Consider the following 20,255-nt stretch of genomic DNA (forward strand, 5'->3'; position numbering starts at 1 on the left):
TCAAGGTACAATTCCCCGAACACAACGTACAGCATAAGTATTGGCTTTACTGATTGAAAATCTGGTTCCTGCTAATGTAAAGTTCTGAGCCCATGCTTGAACCGGGTGCAAGGCATTAGGTGGGTCTTCTGTAGACGACCAATAAATTCCCGATGCAATTAAGTTATTACTATAGATACAATTAAGCTGGTCTTTAGCCGGTAAAAACCAATCACTATAACATGCATTCCCCGTTTGACAGGGAGAATTTCCTTGCGAGTCCACTGAAAACGTCTTGCAAAGACCGGCAGCATAATTAGTTGGACTGCCCAGTGCGAGCACTATCGCTGCAGTGTTAGTCGCTCCATCAAGATTATGCTGTGCGCTGGCTCCTATTACGGTACTTGTTCCTCCCCACTGGATCCCGGAACTATTATCTACCGTAGTCATTATAAGTTGCTGTACCGCCCCAACATTCAAACAGGCAATCTCTCCGCCACCTGATGGTTGCCCTACAGCTGTAGCCAAATACGTGAAACCGTTAACCAATGAAGTACTTCCCTGAGTCGCGGTGAGCACCACATCAACCAGACCCACTCCCGCTCTTGGTGGCGTTACCGCGGTGACCGTGTTTGAATTGACAACATGAACAAACGAAGCTGCTATCCCCCCAAATGTAATGTTTTGCGTTGAAGATAAATTAGTTCCAGTCAAAGTCACTCCTGTTCCCCCTATCAAAGGTCCCGAAGCAGGAGAAATTCCAGAGAGAGAAGGTATCCCTTCATATGTAAAACCATCATTCAAAGTATCACTGCCACCTGAAGTCGTAATACTGACATCTACAGAACCTTGAGGATGAGCCGGTGTGACAGCGATCACTGTTGTAGAATTAACCACGTTTAACCCAGTAGCCTCTATGCCGCCAAAAGTAACTCGTGTGGTATCCATTAAATTAACACCCGTCAGAGTAACTGAGGTTCCACCCAGTTGTGTTCCAGCGGCAGGATTGATCGCGGTTAATACAGGAACCAAAGCAGGCGCCTTGCTGATATGCAATATATTAAATTGACCAGGTCTATAACATTCATTAATTAAGCCCTGCTGGCAGACAACTGGCCCATCATTAATGGGTTGGGTTAATTGACTGCCCTTGATTCGTAAGGACAGAATGCAAGAACGGCCTTTCGTGGATAAAACAAAAACGCTTCCGCAAATATCCGGTCCAGTAGTAACCTGGGTCACGCCCGGAATGGGAGTCATTACCAGAGTATGAGGCCTATTTGTTTGACTGGTCACCCGATATTGAATTGTCACTGTACTGTTTTCAGGAACTGCGACTTGCGTAGCCGTCAAAGGGCTAAATGTCCATAACGGGATCCCCGCATGCACTGCTGTCAACATAAATAAGGATAAAAATCCCAACAACACTCTGAACAGTATATTATTTGCTTGCATCGTTCATTACCCTGCAACTACTGTGATATTGAGCATAACACCATGAGTATAAAAGTGATTTAAACTTAAACCAGTACCCAACGTTTGTCCGAAAGCTCTACCCAATTGACTTTTCCTCCAATCGGCGAACTCATAACCAATACCCATTTGCCAATTTTGATTTAGTGCTTTTTGCACTCCAGCCCCAAGAGTATAAGTCAATGTTGTCTTATTATGAGAATCGAAATCTGGAGTAGGCAATGCTTCAAAAATAACAGGACGATTGAAAAAATCAGATGCTCGATTAAATCCTGCTCCCACACTGGCACTTATCCAGGGAGTAACAATAAACCCTAAATCGGATAATAATTTCCCTTTTAGCGCAATGTGACTGTGTTGCACTTTATAGCTGTATACAAAATTGTTAAATTCTGGATCTGCGTCATCCCAGATACCACCATTGAGTCTGGCCTTGCCAGTCGTAGCGAATGCAATACCTAATTGACCGCTAAAGGAATTATATAATTTTTTTTGTATCCCTAGAAAAAACTCACCATCAGCTAAAGTATGACTGGATTTATTTGCCGCATAAGTTTTTTCTATATCAGGTGTTAAAAAGAATGTCTGAGTTTCACCACCATCTTGCCATACAGGGCCCGCACTCAATGTAGCGATATAATTCCAGGGAGCGATTGGATGAGTACCCATTGTGCCAGAAACAACATCCGTGCTTGATACAACGACAAATAACGACAGCATTACAGTGGATAAATTCCGTTTAATATGATACATCCATTCTATCCTATTGAAAATTCAGGTTAATTTACATCATATAAAGAATTCACAGTAATGCCAACACGTATTCTTGCATTTGACATTTTATTCAGTAGCAAATTATTCTAATCTACACTAGGATAGTTTATAGAACGGTAAAAGGATTACCCCATGAAAATAGCAACCTTACTTGAATCAGGTCGGGAAACCCGCGTAGCAATAACTCCTCATTCAGCAAAACAACTTATCAAATTAGGCTTTGAAGTCGCCATTGAAAAGAATGCGGGATTGTCTTCCGATTTCTCTAATGAAGAATACCAGCGTGTTGGTGTTCAACTCATTGATAATAAAAAAACATTGCTCAAAGAGACGAATATTCTTCTGTGCATCAATGAACCCAATCCCGATGATTTGAATGGATTGGCTAGAAATGCATTGATAATAGGTCACATCGACAATGATCCACAAAGTAAACTGATTCAATGGTGTCAAAAAGAACACATTAATCTATTTTCCATGAACTTGATCCCTCGAATCAGCCGGGCACAAAGCATGGACAGTCTGTCATCCCAAGCAAATCTTGCAGGTTATAGAGCGGTTCTGGAAGCAGTAACTCAATTCCACCGTGCCATACCGATGATGATGACAGCTGCTGGCATGATTCAACCCTCTAAAATATTGATACTGGGCGCAGGCGTAGCAGGATTACAAGCTATAGCTACCGCCAAACGATTGGGTGCGGTTGTTTATGCTTTCGACGTAAGAAGAGCCGCCAAAGAACAGGTTGAAAGTTTAGGGGCTGAGTTTATAGAAGTAAGCCAGGAACTGGATGGCGAAACCAAAGGTGGGTATGCCTCGGAAACCAGCGATGAATATAAAAAATTACAGGCCGAGTTGATCGATCAGTACGCTAAAATTTCCGACATTGTCATCTCTACTGCATTAATACCAGGACGTAAAGCTCCTGTTTTGCTCTATAAAACAACCGTTGAACAGATGAAACCGGGGTCTATCATAGTAGATCTGGCTACCTCGCGTGGTGGAAACTGTGAAGTGAGTGTACCCGATGAGATTATAAAACACGGAACAATCACTGTAATCGGAATAAGTAATATGGCAGGTCTCGTACCAGCAACAGCCAGTGATCTCTACGCTAATAATCTGGTGCATTTAATTAATTTATTGGCTGCAGCGCCTCCTGAAATTAAATTTAACCCTGAAGATGAGATTATTCAGCAAGCAGTTCTTTGTTGTGACGGAACATACTTACCTTTTCAGGCAGCCAAGGAGCAACAAAATGCATGAAGTTCACTCTATAGGTAATCCTTATATAACTATTCTGACCATTTTTGTCCTGGCCTGTTTTGTAGGCTATTACGTCGTATGGAAAGTCACACCGGCACTTCATACCCCCTTAATGTCTGTTACCAATGCGATTTCAAGCATCATCGTTTTAGGCGCGTTAATCGCAGCGGGAAGCGAAATGGTTGGAGCCATCACCTGGTTAGGGGGCTTGGCAATATTCATTACTTCTATAAATATATTTGGTGGATTTGTTGTAACTCAACGCATGCTTCGCATGTATAAAAAATAATGACTTAAAGGATGGAATCAGTAATGAATTCAATTGTTCCCCTATTCTATTTATTAGCCGCTGTCTGTTTTATTCTTGCTTTAAAGGGTTTGGCCAGTCCAGCCACGTCCAGAAGAGGAAATCTCCTGGGAATTTTAGGTATGACACTTGCAGTCGGCTCTACGTTGATGATGCCCACCATTTTCCATCACTACATTCTGATTGGTTTAATCGTAGCCGGTGGAATCATTGGTACCTTCATCGCACTAAAAATTAATATGACTGCCATACCGCAACTTGTAGCAGCATTCCACTCATTGGTAGGTATGGCTGCTGTTCTGGTAGCGTTCTGTGCCTTTTTATCTCCTGAATCATTTCATATTGGCAGCACTGGCGACATAGAAAAAGCCAGTCTGATTGAAATGAGTTTAGGGTTAATTATTGGTGCAATTACCTTTTCAGGCTCAGTAATTGCCTTTCTAAAACTGCAAGGGATCATGTCCGGAGTACCGGTACGATTTATGGGACAAAGCATAGTAAACCTGGTTATCGCTTTATCAATTCTAGGATTTTTTGTTGTATTTTTACTAAATCAAAGTTTATTGCTCTTTGGTATATTAGCTGGGTTAGCATTTCTCATTGGTGTATTGCTGATCATCCCTATAGGCGGTGCTGATATGCCCGTGGTAATTTCCATGCTCAACTCCTATTCCGGGTGGGCTGCAGCAGGTATAGGATTCACCCTGAGTAATGATCTGCTGGTAATCACTGGGGCATTAGTCGGAGCCAGTGGAGCCATCCTAAGTTACATCATGTGTGTTGGAATGAATCGTTCCATTTTCAATGTGATTTTTGGAGGAATTAACTCCGCGGGAAATACCCAGCAAGCTCATGCAGGTGACGAATCCAGATCGGTGAGGCAAGCGAATGGGGAAGATGCAGCTTTTCTGTTAAGTAATGCCAGAGACGTGATTATCGTACCCGGTTATGGCATGGCTGTTGCGCATGCACAACATGCAGTTAAAGAATTGGTTGATGCCCTGGAAGCTCGCTCTATCAAAGTACGTTTTGCTATTCACCCTGTTGCAGGACGTATGCCAGGCCATATGAACGTTTTACTTGCGGAAGCCAATATTCCCTATGATCGCGTTTTTGAGCAAAGCGAAATTAACAGGGATTTTGCATCCTGCGATGTTGCTTTTGTTATAGGGGCAAATGATATTACGAATCCGGCTGCTAAAACAGACTCCAGCTCCCCAATTTACGGCATGCCTGTATTAGAAGTTGAAAAGGCTAAAACCGTTTTATTTGTAAAACGTGGAATGTCCCCAGGGTATGCGGGGGTCGAGAACAGTTTATTTTTTCATGACAATACTTATATGTTGTTTGGAGATGCCAAAACAATGACTGAATCTATATCCAAAGCCTTAGGAGAAATATAACCCAATAATTTTATAATTTATTCAAATACTTGGGGTGGTATCCCATTTGCTCTGCGCAAATGCCTTTTAATTTGCCAAGGAAACAAAATAATTGTATCTTAGCCTGTTAATTTTTCACACTGGAGATATCTATGCTACGAAAAATCGGCTTTTCCTTACTATGCGCAGCCACAGCATTCAGTACGAATGTTCATTCAATAGTGACTAATACCCTTCAACCGAGTATGACAGTTGACTATGAATTAGTACCAAATGAACCTCAAGTATTTATTAATTACCTGTATTGGGATATTGAAGCTAAATGTAAAATTATTACCAAAGATGAAAGCAATGTGCTGTTTGCTGAAGCATTAGCCAAGCAAGGTAAAGTAAATGATGTAACTATAACCAAGGGAAGTTCCATGCAGGTTACTGTACATCAAGGCGATACATTAAAAATAAGTGCCGAATCAGGTGCAAAAGTTAGAATTACAAATCTTGGACAGCATACCGTTAAAGCGAGCTGTACAACCTAGTTTTAAAGAAAAAACCCATTAAGTCAAATGACCTGCATCTACCAAAGGTGGATACAGGTTATAAGCCTGTCTATCCCCAGTTAATGCTCTCTTGTCGCTCGGAACTTAATCTTAGGATAACGCTCTTCCGCCATTGTTAAATTCACTCGTGTAGGTGCGAGATACATTAAGGTATCACTGCCATCCAGGGCTAAATAATCATAGGCTTTATCACGGAACTCACTCAAGGCTTTGTCATCGTCAGCGTACACCCAACGAGCACAAGTCACGCTGACTGATTCATAAATGCAATCCACCTTATATTCATGCTTTAATCTGTGAGCTACTACATCGAACTGGAGAATCCCTACAGCGCCAAGAATAAGTTGATTACTATTTAAAGGTCTGAATACCTGGGTTGCGCCCTCTTCAGATAATTCAATTAACCCTTTCAGTAAGGCTTTGCTTTTCAGAGGATCTTTTAAGCGAACCAGACGAAATAATTCGGGTGCAAAATTAGGAATCCCAGTGAACTTCAGTTGTTCGCCCTGAGTAAACGTATCACCTATACGTATGGTGCCGTGATTATGCAAACCTATAATATCCCCTGCCAAAGCAATTTCAGTATGCGATCTGTCGCCTGCCATAAAGGTTAAAGCATTGGCGATTTGCACTTCTTTACCAATACGTAAATGACTCAGCTTCATCCCTTTTTTATATGCGCCGGAACAAATGCGTACAAAAGCGATTCTATCTCGATGTTTGGGATCCATATTGGCTTGAATTTTAAATACAAACCCGGTAAAGGCTTCTTCCTGAGGATTTACTATTCGTTCCGTCGTTGCTCTGGGTTGAGGGCCTGGAGCGTATTGAACAAAATCGTCTAACAATTCCTTAATGCCAAAATTATTAATTGCAGAACCAAAATAAACCGGGGTCATTTTACCTGCCAGGTAAGCATCCAGATTAAACTCATGTGATGCCCCTTTTACTAATTCAATCTCATCACGAAGTTCCTGTGCACTGTCACCAAGCAATTCATCCAATTGAGGGTTATCCAGTCCTTTAATTCGGACCGCTTCCTGCTTTTGAGCATTTTTACCGTGCTGATAGAGATATACTGTATCTTCATAGCGATGATAAATTCCTTTAAAACGTTTCCCCATACCTACAGGCCAGGTGATAGGAGCACACTGAATCCCTAATACCGATTCGACTTCATCAAGCAAATCAATGGGCTCACGTCCTTCACGGTCTAATTTATTAATAAAAGTCATAATGGGAGTATCACGAAGACGACATACTTCCATCAGTTTAACCGTTCTGTCCTCTACCCCTTTGGCAACGTCTATCACCATTAAAGCAGAATCTACAGCGGTCAATGTACGATAAGTATCTTCCGAAAAGTCTTCATGTCCAGGAGTATCCAGCAAGTTCATAACATGTTCATTATGAACAAACTGCATCACAGAAGTAGTAATGGAAATACCACGCTCCTTTTCCATTTCCATCCAGTCGGAAGTTGCATGTCGGTCTGCTTTTCGTCCTTTTACTGTACCAGCCATCTGTATAGCACCCCCAAATAACAGGAGTTTTTCAGTAACGGTGGTTTTACCCGCGTCAGGGTGAGAAATAATGGCAAAGGTTCTTCTCTTATTAAAGTCTTGATAAAAATCAGACATAAATCTCTCTAAATAAATAATTTAATAATGAGGTGAATTCTAAGGGAAATGCATCAAACTAACAATTTTTTCGTCGATTTATACCCAAATTGTGACATAAATCATGAAAATCATCTTGAATTCAAACCTGGACTAGCTGTAGCGAATTAAATTCAATCATGTATACTCGAAACAGGGCCTTTCAATAATACGACCAAAATTGATTAATTTAGGACTTACAAATACCCCCGAGGCCGAGGCAAAAAAGATTTTTTAATGAGGGAGTTTAGATAGACTAAATGACTGAATTAAAAATTCCTTTTAACGAAGAGATTGGGTGTTATTAGTTAGTCCTGAGAATTTTATCGAATTTGTTCCGTGTTCAATAGGTACCTTAAATTAAAGGATTTAATTTAAAAAAAAATAAGGAGTTTGCCATGAGACGTAACTACTTTATTGCTCCTCTTGTTTTAATTCCACTGTGTGCATTCAGTCAATCAGAATTTCCGACCGATTCGATGATATTTACGCACAATCCTCTATCGAAAAACTCCATACAAAAAACATACTCCAATACTTCAGAGGGCCTGAATCAACTCCAATCATTTACCCGCAGTGCGGATTACCCAACGCAAGTTATTCGCATGTCGGGAACAATGGAAAACCAACAACTCACCTGTGATCAAGTCAATGAAGCCATTGAAAAAAAAATAGTGGATTATATTACTTCAGATAAATTTTCATATCAGACTTATTTCAGTTGCACCTTCAATCCGGACACTAATTATGCAATTAACTTCCAGATCAACAGTTATTTCGATCCGATTAATGATGAAGCGGTTAGCTACTTAAAATCCTATCTGTCAGCGAATAATGGCTCTGAATTTCTTGGAACCCAATTAAATATAGAATCAGCCAAAGGTCTCGTGGTTGCGCTTAATTTTTCAGCAGGAATGAAGAAAAACCCCAAAAATCCTCCTTTTGTAGAATACAGACAGGATCGCAGCAACTTCTATTTCAAAAACAATTATGAAATGAATAAAAAATTGTTTACTGATATTAAACAGAATTTTTATTCCAATGATCCGGAAAAAATCCTGCCATTCCTCGAAAGATGGTTATTTCCATATGCAGGGACTATTTATAAAGCAGTATTAAGAGACTCTAACTACGCGGAACTGCAACCGGAACAAATTTTCCTCATGGAAAATGGTGAAAAGATATTTGTCTCTGGCCTAAAATACCATTTTGCTCATAATTGCACTACATATGAAAATCATCGCTGCCTGGTACAGGGAGTTTAACTATTTAGATCACTGTGGCTCGCCTTATAAAGACGAGCCATTCTCCAACATAAATATGTACTAGACGACTATCAACTCCAAACCGGAATGAAACCGCTCAAAATAATTCACAACCATACTGTCTGTTACCAAATCCAGGCTGGCTGGTTTCCAGTTTGGTTTTTTATCCTTAATGATTAACAAGCAACGTACGCCTTCATAAAAATCGCTGTCACTCATAAAATGCGCGACCAAATCAAAATCCATTTTCAAACATTCAGCCAGGGATAGATCTTTTGCCTTATGTAACTGAGCGAGAGTCACTTTAAGACTTAATGGAGATTTTTGCCCAAGAGCATTATAAACGCCTTCTGCCCATATTCCGTCACAATCACGCAGAGCTTCTCTGATCAGTTCCACTGTCGGCTGAGAAAAACATACATCGATTAAAGGCTTAATCTGACTGACCTCATTGTCCGAATCTGATTCAGTAAAGGTTTGAATGCACTGATCAACTCGGGCATAAGCGTCTTCTGATAGATCAGTAGACATTAAGGCTTCGGTTAAAGCGTTCATTTTCATGGAAGGTACACGATATTTAATCAATCCAGCCTTTAAAGCATCCTGAGAACCTAATCGATTACCTGTTAATCCTAAATAAATCCCCAGAGATCCGGGACAACGATTTAATAAATGACTGGCACCTATATCCGGGAAAAAACCTATCCCGGTCTCTGGCATGGCAAATACAAATTGCTCGCTGGCAACCGGATGGCTACCATGCAGGGAAATTCCTACTCCGCCTCCCATAGTGATACCATCCATTAAAGCGATATAAGGCTTACCATAATGGTGAATATAATGATTAAGCCTGTATTCATGCCAGAAGAACTGCATTTGCTCTGACTCAGTACTTCTTCCTGAATTGTAGAGCCAACGCACATCCCCCCCAGCACAAAAGGCATTACCTGGAACGGCTCGAACCACTATTGCCTTAATGGAATTGTCTTCTTTCCAAAGCTCCAATTGTTTTTGCATGGCTAGAATCATGGGTAATGAGAGCGCATTTAATGCACTGGCTCTGTTTAAAGTAATTAACCCTATTTGACCTTTCTGAGCAAAAAGTATCTCTTCGATCATCATTATTCTCCCTTAAAGACGGCGGTACGCTTACCCAGAAACGCCTCTACTCCTTCTTTTTTATCCTCAGTAGCACATACTTTGGCAAAATGAATCGCTTCCAGATGCAAGGCTTCCTGAAGGGATATATCATAACCATGGTCAATAACTTCCATCACTCCGGCAATAGCCAGAGGAGCCATACTTAAAATACCCTTTAAGATAGTTTTGCCCTGCTCTAATAAAAGCTCAGGTTCTGTGACCTCTGAGACCAAACCCCAATTTAAAGCCGTTTCAGCATTAATAAATCGCCCGGTCAGGCACAAATCCATAGCGCGTCCTTTACCGACAAGGCGGGCTAATCTCTGTGTACCGCCATATCCAGGTATAACGCCCAGTTTGACTTCTGGTTGTCCAAACATCGCTTTGGTTGAAGCAATTCTCAGCGTTGCGGAAATTGCCAGTTCACAACCGCCACCAAAAGCAAATCCATTAATCGCCGCCAGAGACGGCTTACCCATGTTTTCCAGCAAACGGAACACTTCCTGACCATGACAGGCAAACTCGTATCCGGTCTGAGCGGTACATTCAGCGAGTCGATTGATATCAGCTCCAGCACAAAAGGCTTTACCATTGCCAGTTATTATTAATGCCTTAACTTTTGGATTTGCTTTTGCAGAGCGGAATAATTCAGCCAGAGCATCTAAAACCTCGGTACTCAGTGCATTCAGTTTTTCTGGTCGATTTAACGTTAAAGTTAAAATTCCATTTCCATCCAACTCATGTTCAATTAAATTCATTAATAAACTCCTGGTATATTCCTAATCAATAAAAAATTCTTCATCCAAACTCGCTTTTGCAACAATTTCTCTCATGATCTCGTTAGTGCCTTCAAGAATTTGGTGCACTCTTAAATCTCTGAATATTCGCTCTATTTGATAATCGCGTAAATAGCCATATCCACCATGCAATTGCATGGCCTTATCACTTATCCGAAATGCCACGTCAGTCGCGAGTCGTTTGGCCATCGCACAATACATAGGCGCATTGACGTCATTATTATCCATAGCCGTTGCAGCTCTATAGACCATTAATCGTGCTGCTTCATAATCGGTTAGCATATCGGCAAAATAAAAGCGTAGTGCCTGCATTTTAGTTAATGATTTACCGAACTGCTTACGCTCATGAAGATAGGCTTGAGTTAATCTCAAACAGGCAAGTGCACCGCCCAGTGAACATGATGCGATATTAACCCGTCCGCCATTTAATGCATTAAGAGCAATTTTGAACCCCATCCCTTCTTCGCCAACCCGGTTGGATACTGGGACTCGACAATTTTCAAAATAGATCATACAGGTAGGTTGACTACGCCACCCCATTTTCTTTTCCAGTTTTCCAAAAGTAAAACCAGGTGTATTCTTCTCGATTAACAGACAACTGATCCCGTGATGCGATTCATCTCCAGTGCGAACCATACATAAATAGACATCACTGACGCTTCCGCCTGAAATAAATGCCTTGGCACCATTAAGAATATAATAATCACCGTCTCGTACAGCTCTGGTTTTTAATGAAGCCGCATCAGATCCCGATTCCGGTTCTGTAAGACAATAACTGGATATGACTTCCATCGCAGTTAATTTAGGTCCCCAAAAGGAACGCAATTCGTCATTAGCATAACGATCAACCAATGAAGTGACCATATTATGAATTGAAAGATAAGCACTGGTAGTAATACAACCGGTAGCTAGTTGTTCAAATATCAAGGACGCATCCAAACGAGTGAGTTGCGCTCCGCCAATATCCTCTCGAGCCACCATACCAGCCATACCTAATGCTGCGGCTTCACGTAAAATATCGGTTGGAAAGTGACTGTGCTCATCCCAACTATCGGCCATGGGAGCCAATTTATTTTGGGCAAAATCTGATGCCATCTGACGAAATGCCTGATGTTCAGCGGTGAATTCAAAATTCATAGACCATCCTTAGAAAGTTTGTTTTTAACACCCTATATACCCATCGGACATAGGTATAAACCTGAAAGAGTTTAATCTACTGAATCGATTACGGCACTAAATTTTGTAAAAAATCCTGGACTTAGCACATAAATTTTCAGGTTCCAATTAAACTGCTCTGTTTACAGGTTAAAAGATGTTATTATTGCGAATTTTTAGCGCCTGTGAAATACAACAAGAATAATCACATGGAAACATTAGCGCAACCTACATTAACAAATAAAAATGCCCTGACCGTTTTAAAAGACTATTTCGGCTTTGATTCTTTTAGATCGCCTCAAGAAGAAATAATTAATGATGTTATTTCTGGAGTAGACGTACTCGTTCTCATGCCGACTGGCGGCGGAAAATCTCTGTGCTATCAAATCCCTTCAATAGTTCGATCTGGAGTTGGTATCGTTGTATCTCCCTTAATCGCATTAATGGAAGATCAGGTAGCATCGCTTAAATTACAAGGCATTAACGCAGCCTATTATAACTCGTCCCTATCAAGTGAAGAGGCCAGAAGAGTATTAGCACAATTGCATAATGACGAATTGGACCTGTTATATATTGCACCGGAACGACTTATCAGTGCTTCCTTTTTAGAGCGTCTTGAAGAATGTCATATCGCTCTGTTCGCAATTGATGAGGCACATTGTGTTTCTCAATGGGGGCATGATTTCAGACCTGAATATGCTGCGCTCGGACTATTAAAAACCCATTTTCCCAATGTTCCCATGATCGCGTTAACCGCGACTGCCGATAAACAAACTCGCGAAGATATTGTTGTAAAATTAAATTACAATCCCAAAAGATACGTGACTTCGTTTAACAGACCTAATATTCATTACAAAGTAGTCCCTAAAATTAATCCAGCAAAACAATTGAATCAATTTTTGCAATCTGAGGTGCAACAATCCGGGATTATCTATTGCGGAACACGGAACAGCGTTGAACGACTTGCGGAAAAACTGCAGGATATGGGGTTTAAGGCACGCGCTTATCATGCCGGCCTTCCGCATAACGAGCGTCGCGAGGTACAAACTTTGTTCCGCCATGATCGTATTGATATTGTTGTCGCAACGATTGCCTTTGGAATGGGTATTGATAAACCCAATGTCCGCTTCGTAGTGCATCATGATTTACCCAAAAATATCGAGGGGTACTATCAAGAAACCGGTCGCGCGGGTCGTGATGGCTTACCGGCAAGAGCCCTTCTGCTTTATGATGCGGCAGACAGCGCAAGGCTACGTTCCTGGATAATCAATACGCCACTTGACGAGCAAAGACGGGTGGAAACCAATAAATTAAATCACATGCTGGCTTTTGCTGAAGCCTCACATTGCCGTCGCCAAATTCTCTTGCGTTATTTTGACGAGCCCAGTGATACCGAATGCAAGTATTGTGATGTTTGTGACAATCCGCCTGAAATGGCTGACGCAACAGAAGATGCTCAGAAATTATTATCGTGTATCTACCGATTAAAACAGAATTACGGATTAACCCATACCATAGAAGTACTCAGAGGTGCCGTAACGGACAAAATCAAACAATTTGGACATGACCAACTCAGCACCTACGGTATTGGTAAAGAGAAATCAGCCAATTACTGGAAACAGCTGGCCTGGCAACTTATTCATAAGGATTATTGTTTACAGGACATCAGTCATTTTAATGTGTTGCGTCTGACTCCCAAAGCGATACCCCTTTTAAAGGGTGAAGAAAAGATATCCCTGACCATCCCCAATAATGACCTCAAAGGCACTAAAAAGAAAAGTAAGGAACGCAGTTCTGTTAAGCCTGAAAATAGTCCTTTATTTGAAGTACTGCGTAGTTTAAGACGTAAACTGGCAGATGAAGAAAACAAACCTCCATTTATGATTTTCAGTGATGCGACCTTACACGAAATGACGCAGCTAAAACCCCAAAATACCGAGCAGCTACTTGATGTCTCAGGAGTAGGCCAACACAAACTAACTCACTATGGCCACCATTTTCTTAAAGCGTTAAAAGAATTTAGCGAATCCTGAGCAGGGAATGGCAGTAAGGAAATTGACTATTTTTTGTAGCCCGTATTAGCGAAGCGAAATACGGGGAAACTTTGGAGTTTTAATGCCCCTTCGATCCTGTATTACGCTTCGCTAATACAGGCTACCAGGGCTTAATTAAATGGCAGTGGCCAACACCGACTCCCTATTATTATTTACTCAAAAGATCGATCGCGCCCCCTAGAGAGAATACTTTTTTAAATCAAAGAGTTATTTTCATTCCCACTCTTTTTCTATAGCTATTAATGAAAAAATTAGTCGGCAAACTCTATGAATAAAGCAAATATTATGGAATAATTATCAACCAACTTCAGTAAATTTTGTCTATTTGTATGAAAATAAAAGCAATTTCATTAATCATCGCTCTTTTTTTTCCTGTTGCTTTATTGGCCAGTACTTCAACCTGTCCTTTATCCACCGGAATCAATGTACATACTTCAAAGCGAACCTTAAATATTTGTAAACACGGCTCAGTAGTAAAGACCTTTAAGGTAGCTCTTGGATATAAAGGCATTGGTAAAAAGAAAGCAGGTGATAATAAAACACCAATTGGTTTATATGGGTTAGCTTATCCAAGAAAATCCAATCAATTTAAAGTTTTTATTCCAATTCTTTATCCAACACCAAAACAAAGAGCAGCTGGGTATTCAGGCAGAGACGTAGGCATTCATGGCCCTACGCAGTCCTCCAAAGGGTTTAACTGGATGAACAGCCTGCCCTACTCAACACGTGGATGCATTGCAGTGGGCAAAAATAACTATATCGATTATGTTGCTGATTGGGTAAAATCCAACCCGGGAACCAAAGTATTAATTATATAGATTCAAGATCAGAGCGTCAGTCTCAATTGATTCCGGTTAGATCAACCAGCGAGTTGTCAGCAAGCTCCCGTTGGAGCTTGCCAACCTCCCAGTAATTCTTCCAAACGTTTGGCCACTGCGAGTGCCACATCATCCCGCCAGGCTTTTGCAACGACTTGCACCCCAATCGGAAGCCCTTCATCTGAAGTGCCACAACGCACCACAACTGCAGGCCAACCAGTAATATTGTAGGGCAGGTTATACGTTAAATCATAAGCCAAATCAAAACCGTCCTTTTCCTCAATCTTTTGCTCATATAAATTGGCAGGTGTAGTGGCAGCTGGACAAATAATCACATCGTAATCTCGCATGAACTCCATCATTGAATATTTAAATTCTTCAACTAATTCCAGCCGACGACGTAACTCGGTAACTGAAAAATGGCAAACGGCCGCTCTGTCTAAAATGGCCTGAAAAGGCTTTTCTACTTTAGAAACATTCATGATGTTCATGTGATCAATTAACCACTGCCCGCCGTCACCACCATAGAAAAACAGCTCCTCGAACATAGAGGAGGTTTCTTTGGTATTGGGTGGAGCATGTTCTTCGATACTGTGAACCTCAGACTTAAGCAGATTTCCCGCCTTGTTCACAACCCTTACGATATCGTCTCTTGGAACGGTAATGTTGTTCTCTGTATAGATAGCTATACGTAATTGACTTAAATCAACTTGATTCGGATCTTTTACGGCAATCGGTATTGTATTGGGATCTACTCCATCAGGGCCACTCAGAATGGGTAAAACATGGATTAAATCTTCTACATAGCGCGCCATAGGTCCTTGAGTCAAAATGTTTTTAAAAATACCATAAGAACCGTTTCCGGGAAAAACACCGGTATCAGGTATTAAACCAAGCGTTGGCTTTAAACCCGTGATTCCACAGTTATGTGCTGGTTGCCTGATGCTTCCACCGCTATCAGCTCCAATACCCAGATAAGAACCGCAGGCAGCAATAAGTGCAGCCTCACCACCACTGCTTCCTCCAGGTGAGCGTTGCAAATCATAGGGATTACATGTTCGACCATATAAACTATTATCGGTATCATAGGACATTGAGAAATCAGGAATATTAGTAATCCCGGTGATTATCGCTCCTGCTTTTCTTAAACGCGCAGCGACCGTGCAATCTTTTGTAGCACGATAATTAAATGGACTTTGATTTCCATAAGAACATAAAAAACCACGGACTTCTCGCGCGTCTTTTATTGAAACAGGTAGTCCATGCAAGAGACCTGCTTCTCTATTTTTAGCAAGTTCTTTATCTGCGTTATGTGCTTGTTTTAAAGCGTCCTCTGGAGATAAATGCTGAATCATCGCGTTAATTGAAGGATTTACCTTTGCAACTTGATCCAGATGTGCTTGCATTACCTCCACACAGGATACTTCCTTTTTTTTTATCAGCTCAACTACTGATTTTCCTGATAAAGAACTCAGTGTTTTCATGAAGCAAACTCCTTTTCCTAGAAAACTCTCTTTTAGCAGTTTAGATCACTATTACCAATCTGCAAAAATATCACAAGACCATGAGTAGAAAAATTTATAACAGCGCTGAAAAAACCCACGGAGCGTAGGAACTATACAATTCAGAGGATTTCCTTAACTCCCCACACTTAATTGAGCTCACTGAGTATTCTCCCTCACCCTTGATCCCTCTCCCCCACGCTGCGCGCGGTGGAGAGGGGAATACTCAGTGAGCTCAATAAAATACGTGGGGAGTTACGGATTTCCGTAATTTGAATCATCAATTATTTATATAAGTATTATGAATATTTAAGTCGGGGATTTAATAAATCATTAACCACATTGAAATAAAATAAAACAATATTAAACTATATTGGACAATAGAAATGGGTAATGATTCATCTTTTATTAATGAGGCGGTAGTTAGTTCTCAAACCGTTTCAGCTAAATCCAGTACAAACAACGTATGGAATACAGGCCTGTTAAAGATACTTGAGCATAAAAATCTGTCGCTGGAGCTTTTTCATAAAGATAATACACAACATCTAAGTTTTGATAGTGATATTAATGAGCATGCTAAATGGCTATTTAATAACATCTATAAAATACCTTATCCCGTTGCAAAACAGGAGGTTGTTGTTCCTGGATTTTCCAGATATGCACATGGATTAACTCACGTTTCGCGTGCGGCTCATTATATACCTGTATTTGCTAATCTATATCGCAAACATCGTGTTAAGGACTCAGATACACTCACCGAAGAAGACATTAAATTATTACAAATTGCCGCATTATTCCATGATTCTGCTCGAGAAGATGAAAATGAAGATCAATGGGATCATGAGAGCGCCTTATTGCTTTATCATTATTTAAGACAGGTATTACGCGTTAACAAAGAAAAGGCTTGTTTGATTGCCGAGGCAACTGCTAATAAAGACCTCCATAAAACAGGATATTTTAGAATTAACGAAGGGGAAGATGGCCAGATAAGCTGGCAATTTGATTCAAGCATCACTAAGGATAATTACCAAAAAAGCATTTATCATCAATTGATTCATGATGTGGACTGTCTCGATATTATCAGAGCCAGACCTGCTTTTGATGCCAAATATCTTGATTTTTATCAGATTGCAGCTAAGGATAATCCTTTGGCTCTGGAGGAGATGGCGCAATTAATTTGTGAAGCAAGAAGCTTAATTACCTATCATGGGGATTCTTACGGAACGATTGAGCCCTCGATCAAAATCAACTACGAACAGGAAAATGGATTTCAAGCAATAGCTCAAGATATAAAACGCTACAATTATCCTGTTCTGAAAGCATTAAGTAAGGAATTACTCCCTATTGAGCAGCTTTCTACAATGCCACTGGTTGAATTAACTCCTTATGACCCTCAAAAGGAATTAACCCAGGAAAACCTTGAGGCCGCACTCCGAGACGGAAAGATTCTTGCCAGATCAATCATCTATGTATCAGAAGAGGTTGCGTTTAATTCTACCTCTGGAATCAAAGGAAACAAAGCACAAATCGAAATTGAAAAATCCATGCGTAGACCTGGTGTCGCTACACCCAGCTCTAAACCTGATCGATTTATTAAACATGGAAATCCATACCGCTCTGTCTCACTGCTGGGGTACGGTGCGGGATTATGGTCTAATGTTGGATTTTTAATGATCAACCCTAATCCTGCTGACATTCAATTGATCAGCAGCGTTGATGCAGACACAGGCTATCAAAAAAAATCCATTTGGAACAATAACGTGACACAAGATATTGATGTAATCAATCAACAGTATGCTGACCTGCATCAATCATTAAAGCTGGGTGGGCAATATCGGAGGATGCATAATGGGGAGTTTACAACGCACTCTGAACTTTTATATCACTGCAAAAAAATAGATGCAATTTACTTCACTCAGGATCAGACACCAAACAATCCATGCCTTCCGCCATATTTTGGCCTATTACAGGCAGTTTATTTACGAAATGAATATGAAACTGCTTATAACAAAGCCAAAGCAGCCTATATTTTAACCTATGGACCAGAACAAGGTGAACGCGAATTCATCACTGAGTTTGGCGAAAAAAAGAAACTTCCAATTATTGAATATTCTTCTAGGCACAACCAAATTCACCTTACTGCTGAACAGGAATTGGATGATGAACTATTAATCCAACGATGGACGGCTATCTGTTCACGCTACATCAGAACACAAGTATCTCATGGACACGCAGATGTACTTGAAGATAATTTGGAAGCTATCAAAGTTAAGAGCATGTATTTCATCCATGAATATCAACCTGATCGCAATTATTCAGATGAAGAACTTCAAAAACTCCTTCATCAGACAGATTATTATCTTTTTAACAAAAGGTACATCCATGGAAACAGAATTCTGCCGGCAGATTCAAATTACCCAGTTCATTTAAGAGAACGAATTAATCTCGCGATTGAGCAGGAGCGGCAAACCATTGCAAAGGAAATGGAAGACAGATTATATGATGATCTATTGTCAGAACAACACTCCATTCTTTCAGAACATAGCTACGCTCTAATTATGCAAAGCACCCGTCTGCAAGATAAATTAAAAAATACCCGTGGCGTATTGGAACAACTATTTAATAATATCCCGGTGATTCCCACTAATAAATCGGATGCATATGCATACAATCCTATGATTGGAGCTTCAAAAAATATACTCAGACATGGAAGGACTAGCAAAGACCCATACTATGGTACTCCTGTCATTCCAAACGTGTGCATCAGCCTTGATAAACAAATAAAACTGATTCGTACTCTGAACCTGGATATGAATGTATGCTTGTATCCGCGAATTAATGCTGAGAGTAAACTGGATAAGGAAGATATTTTTCATCTGGTTTATGGGCAATGCAGCCTGATCTTCATGTCTGAAGAACCCACAAATGAGAGTCAAAGGACGTCTACTGAATCACAGTATATTATTACTGAAAACAGATTTTACTATTATGATAAATTAAATGAGATTCTTCATGAGATACCAATAAATGAAAATCAGAGAACCTTTTTACACTATTATCGTGCATTGGCTCCAAAAAAACTATCCTTTGAGCAACTGTCCAGAATAACATGCATTATTACTGCTTATTCCCCAATAGGTCAGTTCAAATTAAGTCCGGAGCTTTTTTCACTTATCGTGAATAAAATCAAGAATGATGTTTTTTCTGAAGGAACATACGACAACAGTTTTTTTCAATATACATACCAGGAATTTTGTACTGTATTTTTTGAGCTATTAAAGCTTCTTCCAGGAGGAAATTTATCATTGAATGAGCTGCATATTTTGGAACATATTTTAGCTGAAATTCAAATGGCGCATTCCAGTGATTTATCATTTTCCCAAGAAACTATTGAACCCGTATTGCTTTTTTTCAGAGAAAAGATACAAAAAGAACAAACTGATTCACAGCAATCAGGGATACCCGAAAGCAGTTTTAATGAAACCATTAATACAGTTGAGCATGAAGTACTTGTAACAATACCCCCGGTAGAAAACAGTTCTGAAACAGAAACAATACCCGAACAGGTGAGTCATGACTCTCCATCCTTTCTTAATCAACATCTAGGAAAATCGGCTGGAACTGCACTTGGGATTATAAGTTCCGCCCTAGTTTCATCTATTGCGGCACCACCATTTCTTGCTGAGAAACTGGCCTCACTCCCATCAACAACTGTCCGGGCTCTGTCTACAGCAATAGGTGGACTGATTGGCTTTGGTGTAGGCGCTATTATAGATGGGAAAAGAAGTGCCTCGAACGCGCAGGCATTATCCAATGATGCGATTAATTTATGCTCCACTAGTAAATTATTGGCGGGTTTATCTGCGAATTCGAATCCAGAACCGAGTAATAGAATTGATATAGACCCTGTTTATACAACTATTTATTCGGTACAAACTGATGAAACTGAACTTCAAATAGAGAATAACTCACCCGATGACTTGCAGATGAATAACACGATATAGATGTTAATACTTCAGGGACTACTCCAGAAATTCTCACTTTTTTTAAAATGCATACTAATTAACCCCAATTTGCATATTTTATAAGCTTGTCATCCTCGCGAAAGCGGGGATGACGTATAAAAAG

15 protein-coding genes are annotated in these 20,255 nt (G+C 40.3%); 8 read left to right on the top strand and 7 right to left on the bottom strand.

The features are described 5' to 3' along the window. Together IZU94_RS08040 and IZU94_RS08045 are read right to left on the bottom strand one after the other, a co-directional pair. Positions 1–1,434, bottom strand: coding sequence for an IPT/TIG domain-containing protein (locus tag IZU94_RS08040; protein ID WP_203109701.1), 1,434 nt, complete (start codon positions 1,432–1,434; stop codon positions 1–3). Between the two features lie 6 nt (positions 1,435–1,440). After that, on the bottom strand, positions 1,441–2,205 hold the full coding sequence (locus IZU94_RS08045) for an outer membrane protein (protein WP_238400693.1): 765 nt from the start codon (positions 2,203–2,205) through the stop codon (positions 1,441–1,443). Between the two features lie 153 nt (positions 2,206–2,358). Here IZU94_RS08045 and IZU94_RS08050 point away from each other — a divergent pair, with 153 nt between their 5' ends. The 4 genes from IZU94_RS08050 (at position 2,359) to IZU94_RS08065 (ending at position 5,717) form a co-directional block, all read left to right on the top strand. Then, on the top strand, positions 2,359–3,492 hold the full coding sequence (locus IZU94_RS08050) for a Re/Si-specific NAD(P)(+) transhydrogenase subunit alpha (RefSeq protein WP_203109702.1): 1,134 nt from the start codon (positions 2,359–2,361) through the stop codon (positions 3,490–3,492). Further along, complete coding sequence (locus IZU94_RS08055; protein ID WP_203109703.1) at positions 3,485–3,781, top strand: proton-translocating transhydrogenase family protein; 297 nt, start codon at positions 3,485–3,487, stop codon at positions 3,779–3,781. The genes IZU94_RS08050 and IZU94_RS08055 overlap by 8 nt, the downstream gene beginning before the upstream one ends. 23 nt (positions 3,782–3,804) lie before the next feature. After that, positions 3,805–5,202, top strand: coding sequence for an NAD(P)(+) transhydrogenase (Re/Si-specific) subunit beta (locus IZU94_RS08060; protein WP_203109705.1), 1,398 nt, complete (start codon positions 3,805–3,807; stop codon positions 5,200–5,202). Between the two features lie 131 nt (positions 5,203–5,333). Continuing rightward, positions 5,334–5,717 (top strand): hypothetical protein, encoded by a 384-nt coding sequence (locus IZU94_RS08065; protein ID WP_203109707.1) that lies wholly within the window; start codon positions 5,334–5,336, stop codon positions 5,715–5,717. An 80-nt stretch (positions 5,718–5,797) separates the two neighbouring features. On the opposite strand, the gene IZU94_RS08070 is transcribed toward IZU94_RS08065, so the two are convergent. Beyond that, positions 5,798–7,378: a peptide chain release factor 3 gene (locus tag IZU94_RS08070; protein ID WP_203109709.1), complete on the bottom strand. Its 1,581-nt coding sequence runs from the start codon at positions 7,376–7,378 to the stop codon at positions 5,798–5,800. A 416-nt stretch (positions 7,379–7,794) separates the two neighbouring features. Here IZU94_RS08070 and IZU94_RS08075 point away from each other — a divergent pair, with 416 nt between their 5' ends. After that, positions 7,795–8,661, top strand: coding sequence for an Lpg0189 family type II secretion system effector (locus IZU94_RS08075; RefSeq protein WP_203109711.1), 867 nt, complete (start codon positions 7,795–7,797; stop codon positions 8,659–8,661). Between the two features lie 60 nt (positions 8,662–8,721). Here the strand turns inward: IZU94_RS08075 and IZU94_RS08080 are convergent, their stop codons facing one another. Genes IZU94_RS08080 through IZU94_RS08090 form a run of 3 tightly spaced genes read right to left on the bottom strand, consistent with a single transcriptional unit; the run spans position 8,722 to position 11,735 of the window. Continuing rightward, positions 8,722–9,780 (bottom strand): enoyl-CoA hydratase/isomerase family protein, encoded by a 1,059-nt coding sequence (locus IZU94_RS08080; RefSeq protein ID WP_203109800.1) that lies wholly within the window; start codon positions 9,778–9,780, stop codon positions 8,722–8,724. Between the two features lie 2 nt (positions 9,781–9,782). After that, a complete protein-coding gene (locus IZU94_RS08085) occupies positions 9,783–10,559 on the bottom strand; it encodes an enoyl-CoA hydratase/isomerase family protein (RefSeq protein WP_203109713.1) in 777 nt (258 codons plus the stop codon). 21 nt (positions 10,560–10,580) lie between these two features. Beyond that, entirely contained in the window at positions 10,581–11,735 is a 1,155-nt protein-coding gene (locus IZU94_RS08090) for an acyl-CoA dehydrogenase family protein (protein WP_203109714.1), read from the bottom strand. A 227-nt stretch (positions 11,736–11,962) separates the two neighbouring features. Here IZU94_RS08090 and recQ point away from each other — a divergent pair, with 227 nt between their 5' ends. Both recQ and IZU94_RS08100 read left to right on the top strand, forming a co-directional pair. Next, on the top strand, positions 11,963–13,786 hold the full coding sequence (gene recQ, locus IZU94_RS08095) for a DNA helicase RecQ (RefSeq protein ID WP_203109716.1): 1,824 nt from the start codon (positions 11,963–11,965) through the stop codon (positions 13,784–13,786). 350 nt (positions 13,787–14,136) lie between these two features. Continuing rightward, positions 14,137–14,625 carry a L,D-transpeptidase family protein gene (locus tag IZU94_RS08100; RefSeq protein ID WP_203109717.1) on the top strand — a complete coding sequence of 163 codons (489 nt, stop codon included), beginning with the start codon at positions 14,137–14,139 and terminating at the stop codon, positions 14,623–14,625. Between the two features lie 56 nt (positions 14,626–14,681). On the opposite strand, the gene IZU94_RS08105 is transcribed toward IZU94_RS08100, so the two are convergent. After that, positions 14,682–16,109 carry an amidase gene (locus IZU94_RS08105; RefSeq protein WP_203109718.1) on the bottom strand — a complete coding sequence of 476 codons (1,428 nt, stop codon included), beginning with the start codon at positions 16,107–16,109 and terminating at the stop codon, positions 14,682–14,684. A 404-nt stretch (positions 16,110–16,513) separates the two neighbouring features. On the opposite strand from IZU94_RS08105, the gene IZU94_RS08110 reads away from it, so the two are divergent. Continuing rightward, entirely contained in the window at positions 16,514–20,131 is a 3,618-nt protein-coding gene (locus tag IZU94_RS08110; RefSeq protein WP_203109719.1) for a SidE phosphodiesterase domain-containing protein, read from the top strand. Positions 20,132–20,255 lie beyond the last annotated feature (124 nt).

The sequence above is a fragment of the Legionella bononiensis genome (genome assembly GCF_016786215.1).
Taxonomy (GTDB): domain Bacteria; phylum Pseudomonadota; class Gammaproteobacteria; order Legionellales; family Legionellaceae; genus Legionella; species Legionella bononiensis.

Coding starts and splice junctions, on each gene's coding strand:
- IZU94_RS08105 (WP_203109718.1), bottom strand. CDS start 16,109: ATGAAAACACTGAGTTCTTTATCAGGAAAATCAGTAGTTGAGCTGATA.
- IZU94_RS08070 (WP_203109709.1), bottom strand. CDS start 7,378: ATGTCTGATTTTTATCAAGACTTTAATAAGAGAAGAACCTTTGCCATT.
- IZU94_RS08090 (WP_203109714.1), bottom strand. CDS start 11,735: ATGAATTTTGAATTCACCGCTGAACATCAGGCATTTCGTCAGATGGCA.
- IZU94_RS08100 (WP_203109717.1), top strand. CDS start 14,137: ATGAAAATAAAAGCAATTTCATTAATCATCGCTCTTTTTTTTCCTGTT.
- IZU94_RS08065 (WP_203109707.1), top strand. CDS start 5,334: ATGCTACGAAAAATCGGCTTTTCCTTACTATGCGCAGCCACAGCATTC.
- IZU94_RS08085 (WP_203109713.1), bottom strand. CDS start 10,559: ATGAATTTAATTGAACATGAGTTGGATGGAAATGGAATTTTAACTTTA.
- IZU94_RS08040 (WP_203109701.1), bottom strand. CDS start 1,434: ATGCAAGCAAATAATATACTGTTCAGAGTGTTGTTGGGATTTTTATCC.
- IZU94_RS08055 (WP_203109703.1), top strand. CDS start 3,485: ATGCATGAAGTTCACTCTATAGGTAATCCTTATATAACTATTCTGACC.
- IZU94_RS08060 (WP_203109705.1), top strand. CDS start 3,805: ATGAATTCAATTGTTCCCCTATTCTATTTATTAGCCGCTGTCTGTTTT.
- IZU94_RS08110 (WP_203109719.1), top strand. CDS start 16,514: ATGGGTAATGATTCATCTTTTATTAATGAGGCGGTAGTTAGTTCTCAA.
- IZU94_RS08080 (WP_203109800.1), bottom strand. CDS start 9,780: ATGATCGAAGAGATACTTTTTGCTCAGAAAGGTCAAATAGGGTTAATT.
- recQ (WP_203109716.1), top strand. CDS start 11,963: ATGGAAACATTAGCGCAACCTACATTAACAAATAAAAATGCCCTGACC.
- IZU94_RS08075 (WP_203109711.1), top strand. CDS start 7,795: ATGAGACGTAACTACTTTATTGCTCCTCTTGTTTTAATTCCACTGTGT.
- IZU94_RS08045 (WP_238400693.1), bottom strand. CDS start 2,205: ATGTATCATATTAAACGGAATTTATCCACTGTAATGCTGTCGTTATTT.
- IZU94_RS08050 (WP_203109702.1), top strand. CDS start 2,359: ATGAAAATAGCAACCTTACTTGAATCAGGTCGGGAAACCCGCGTAGCA.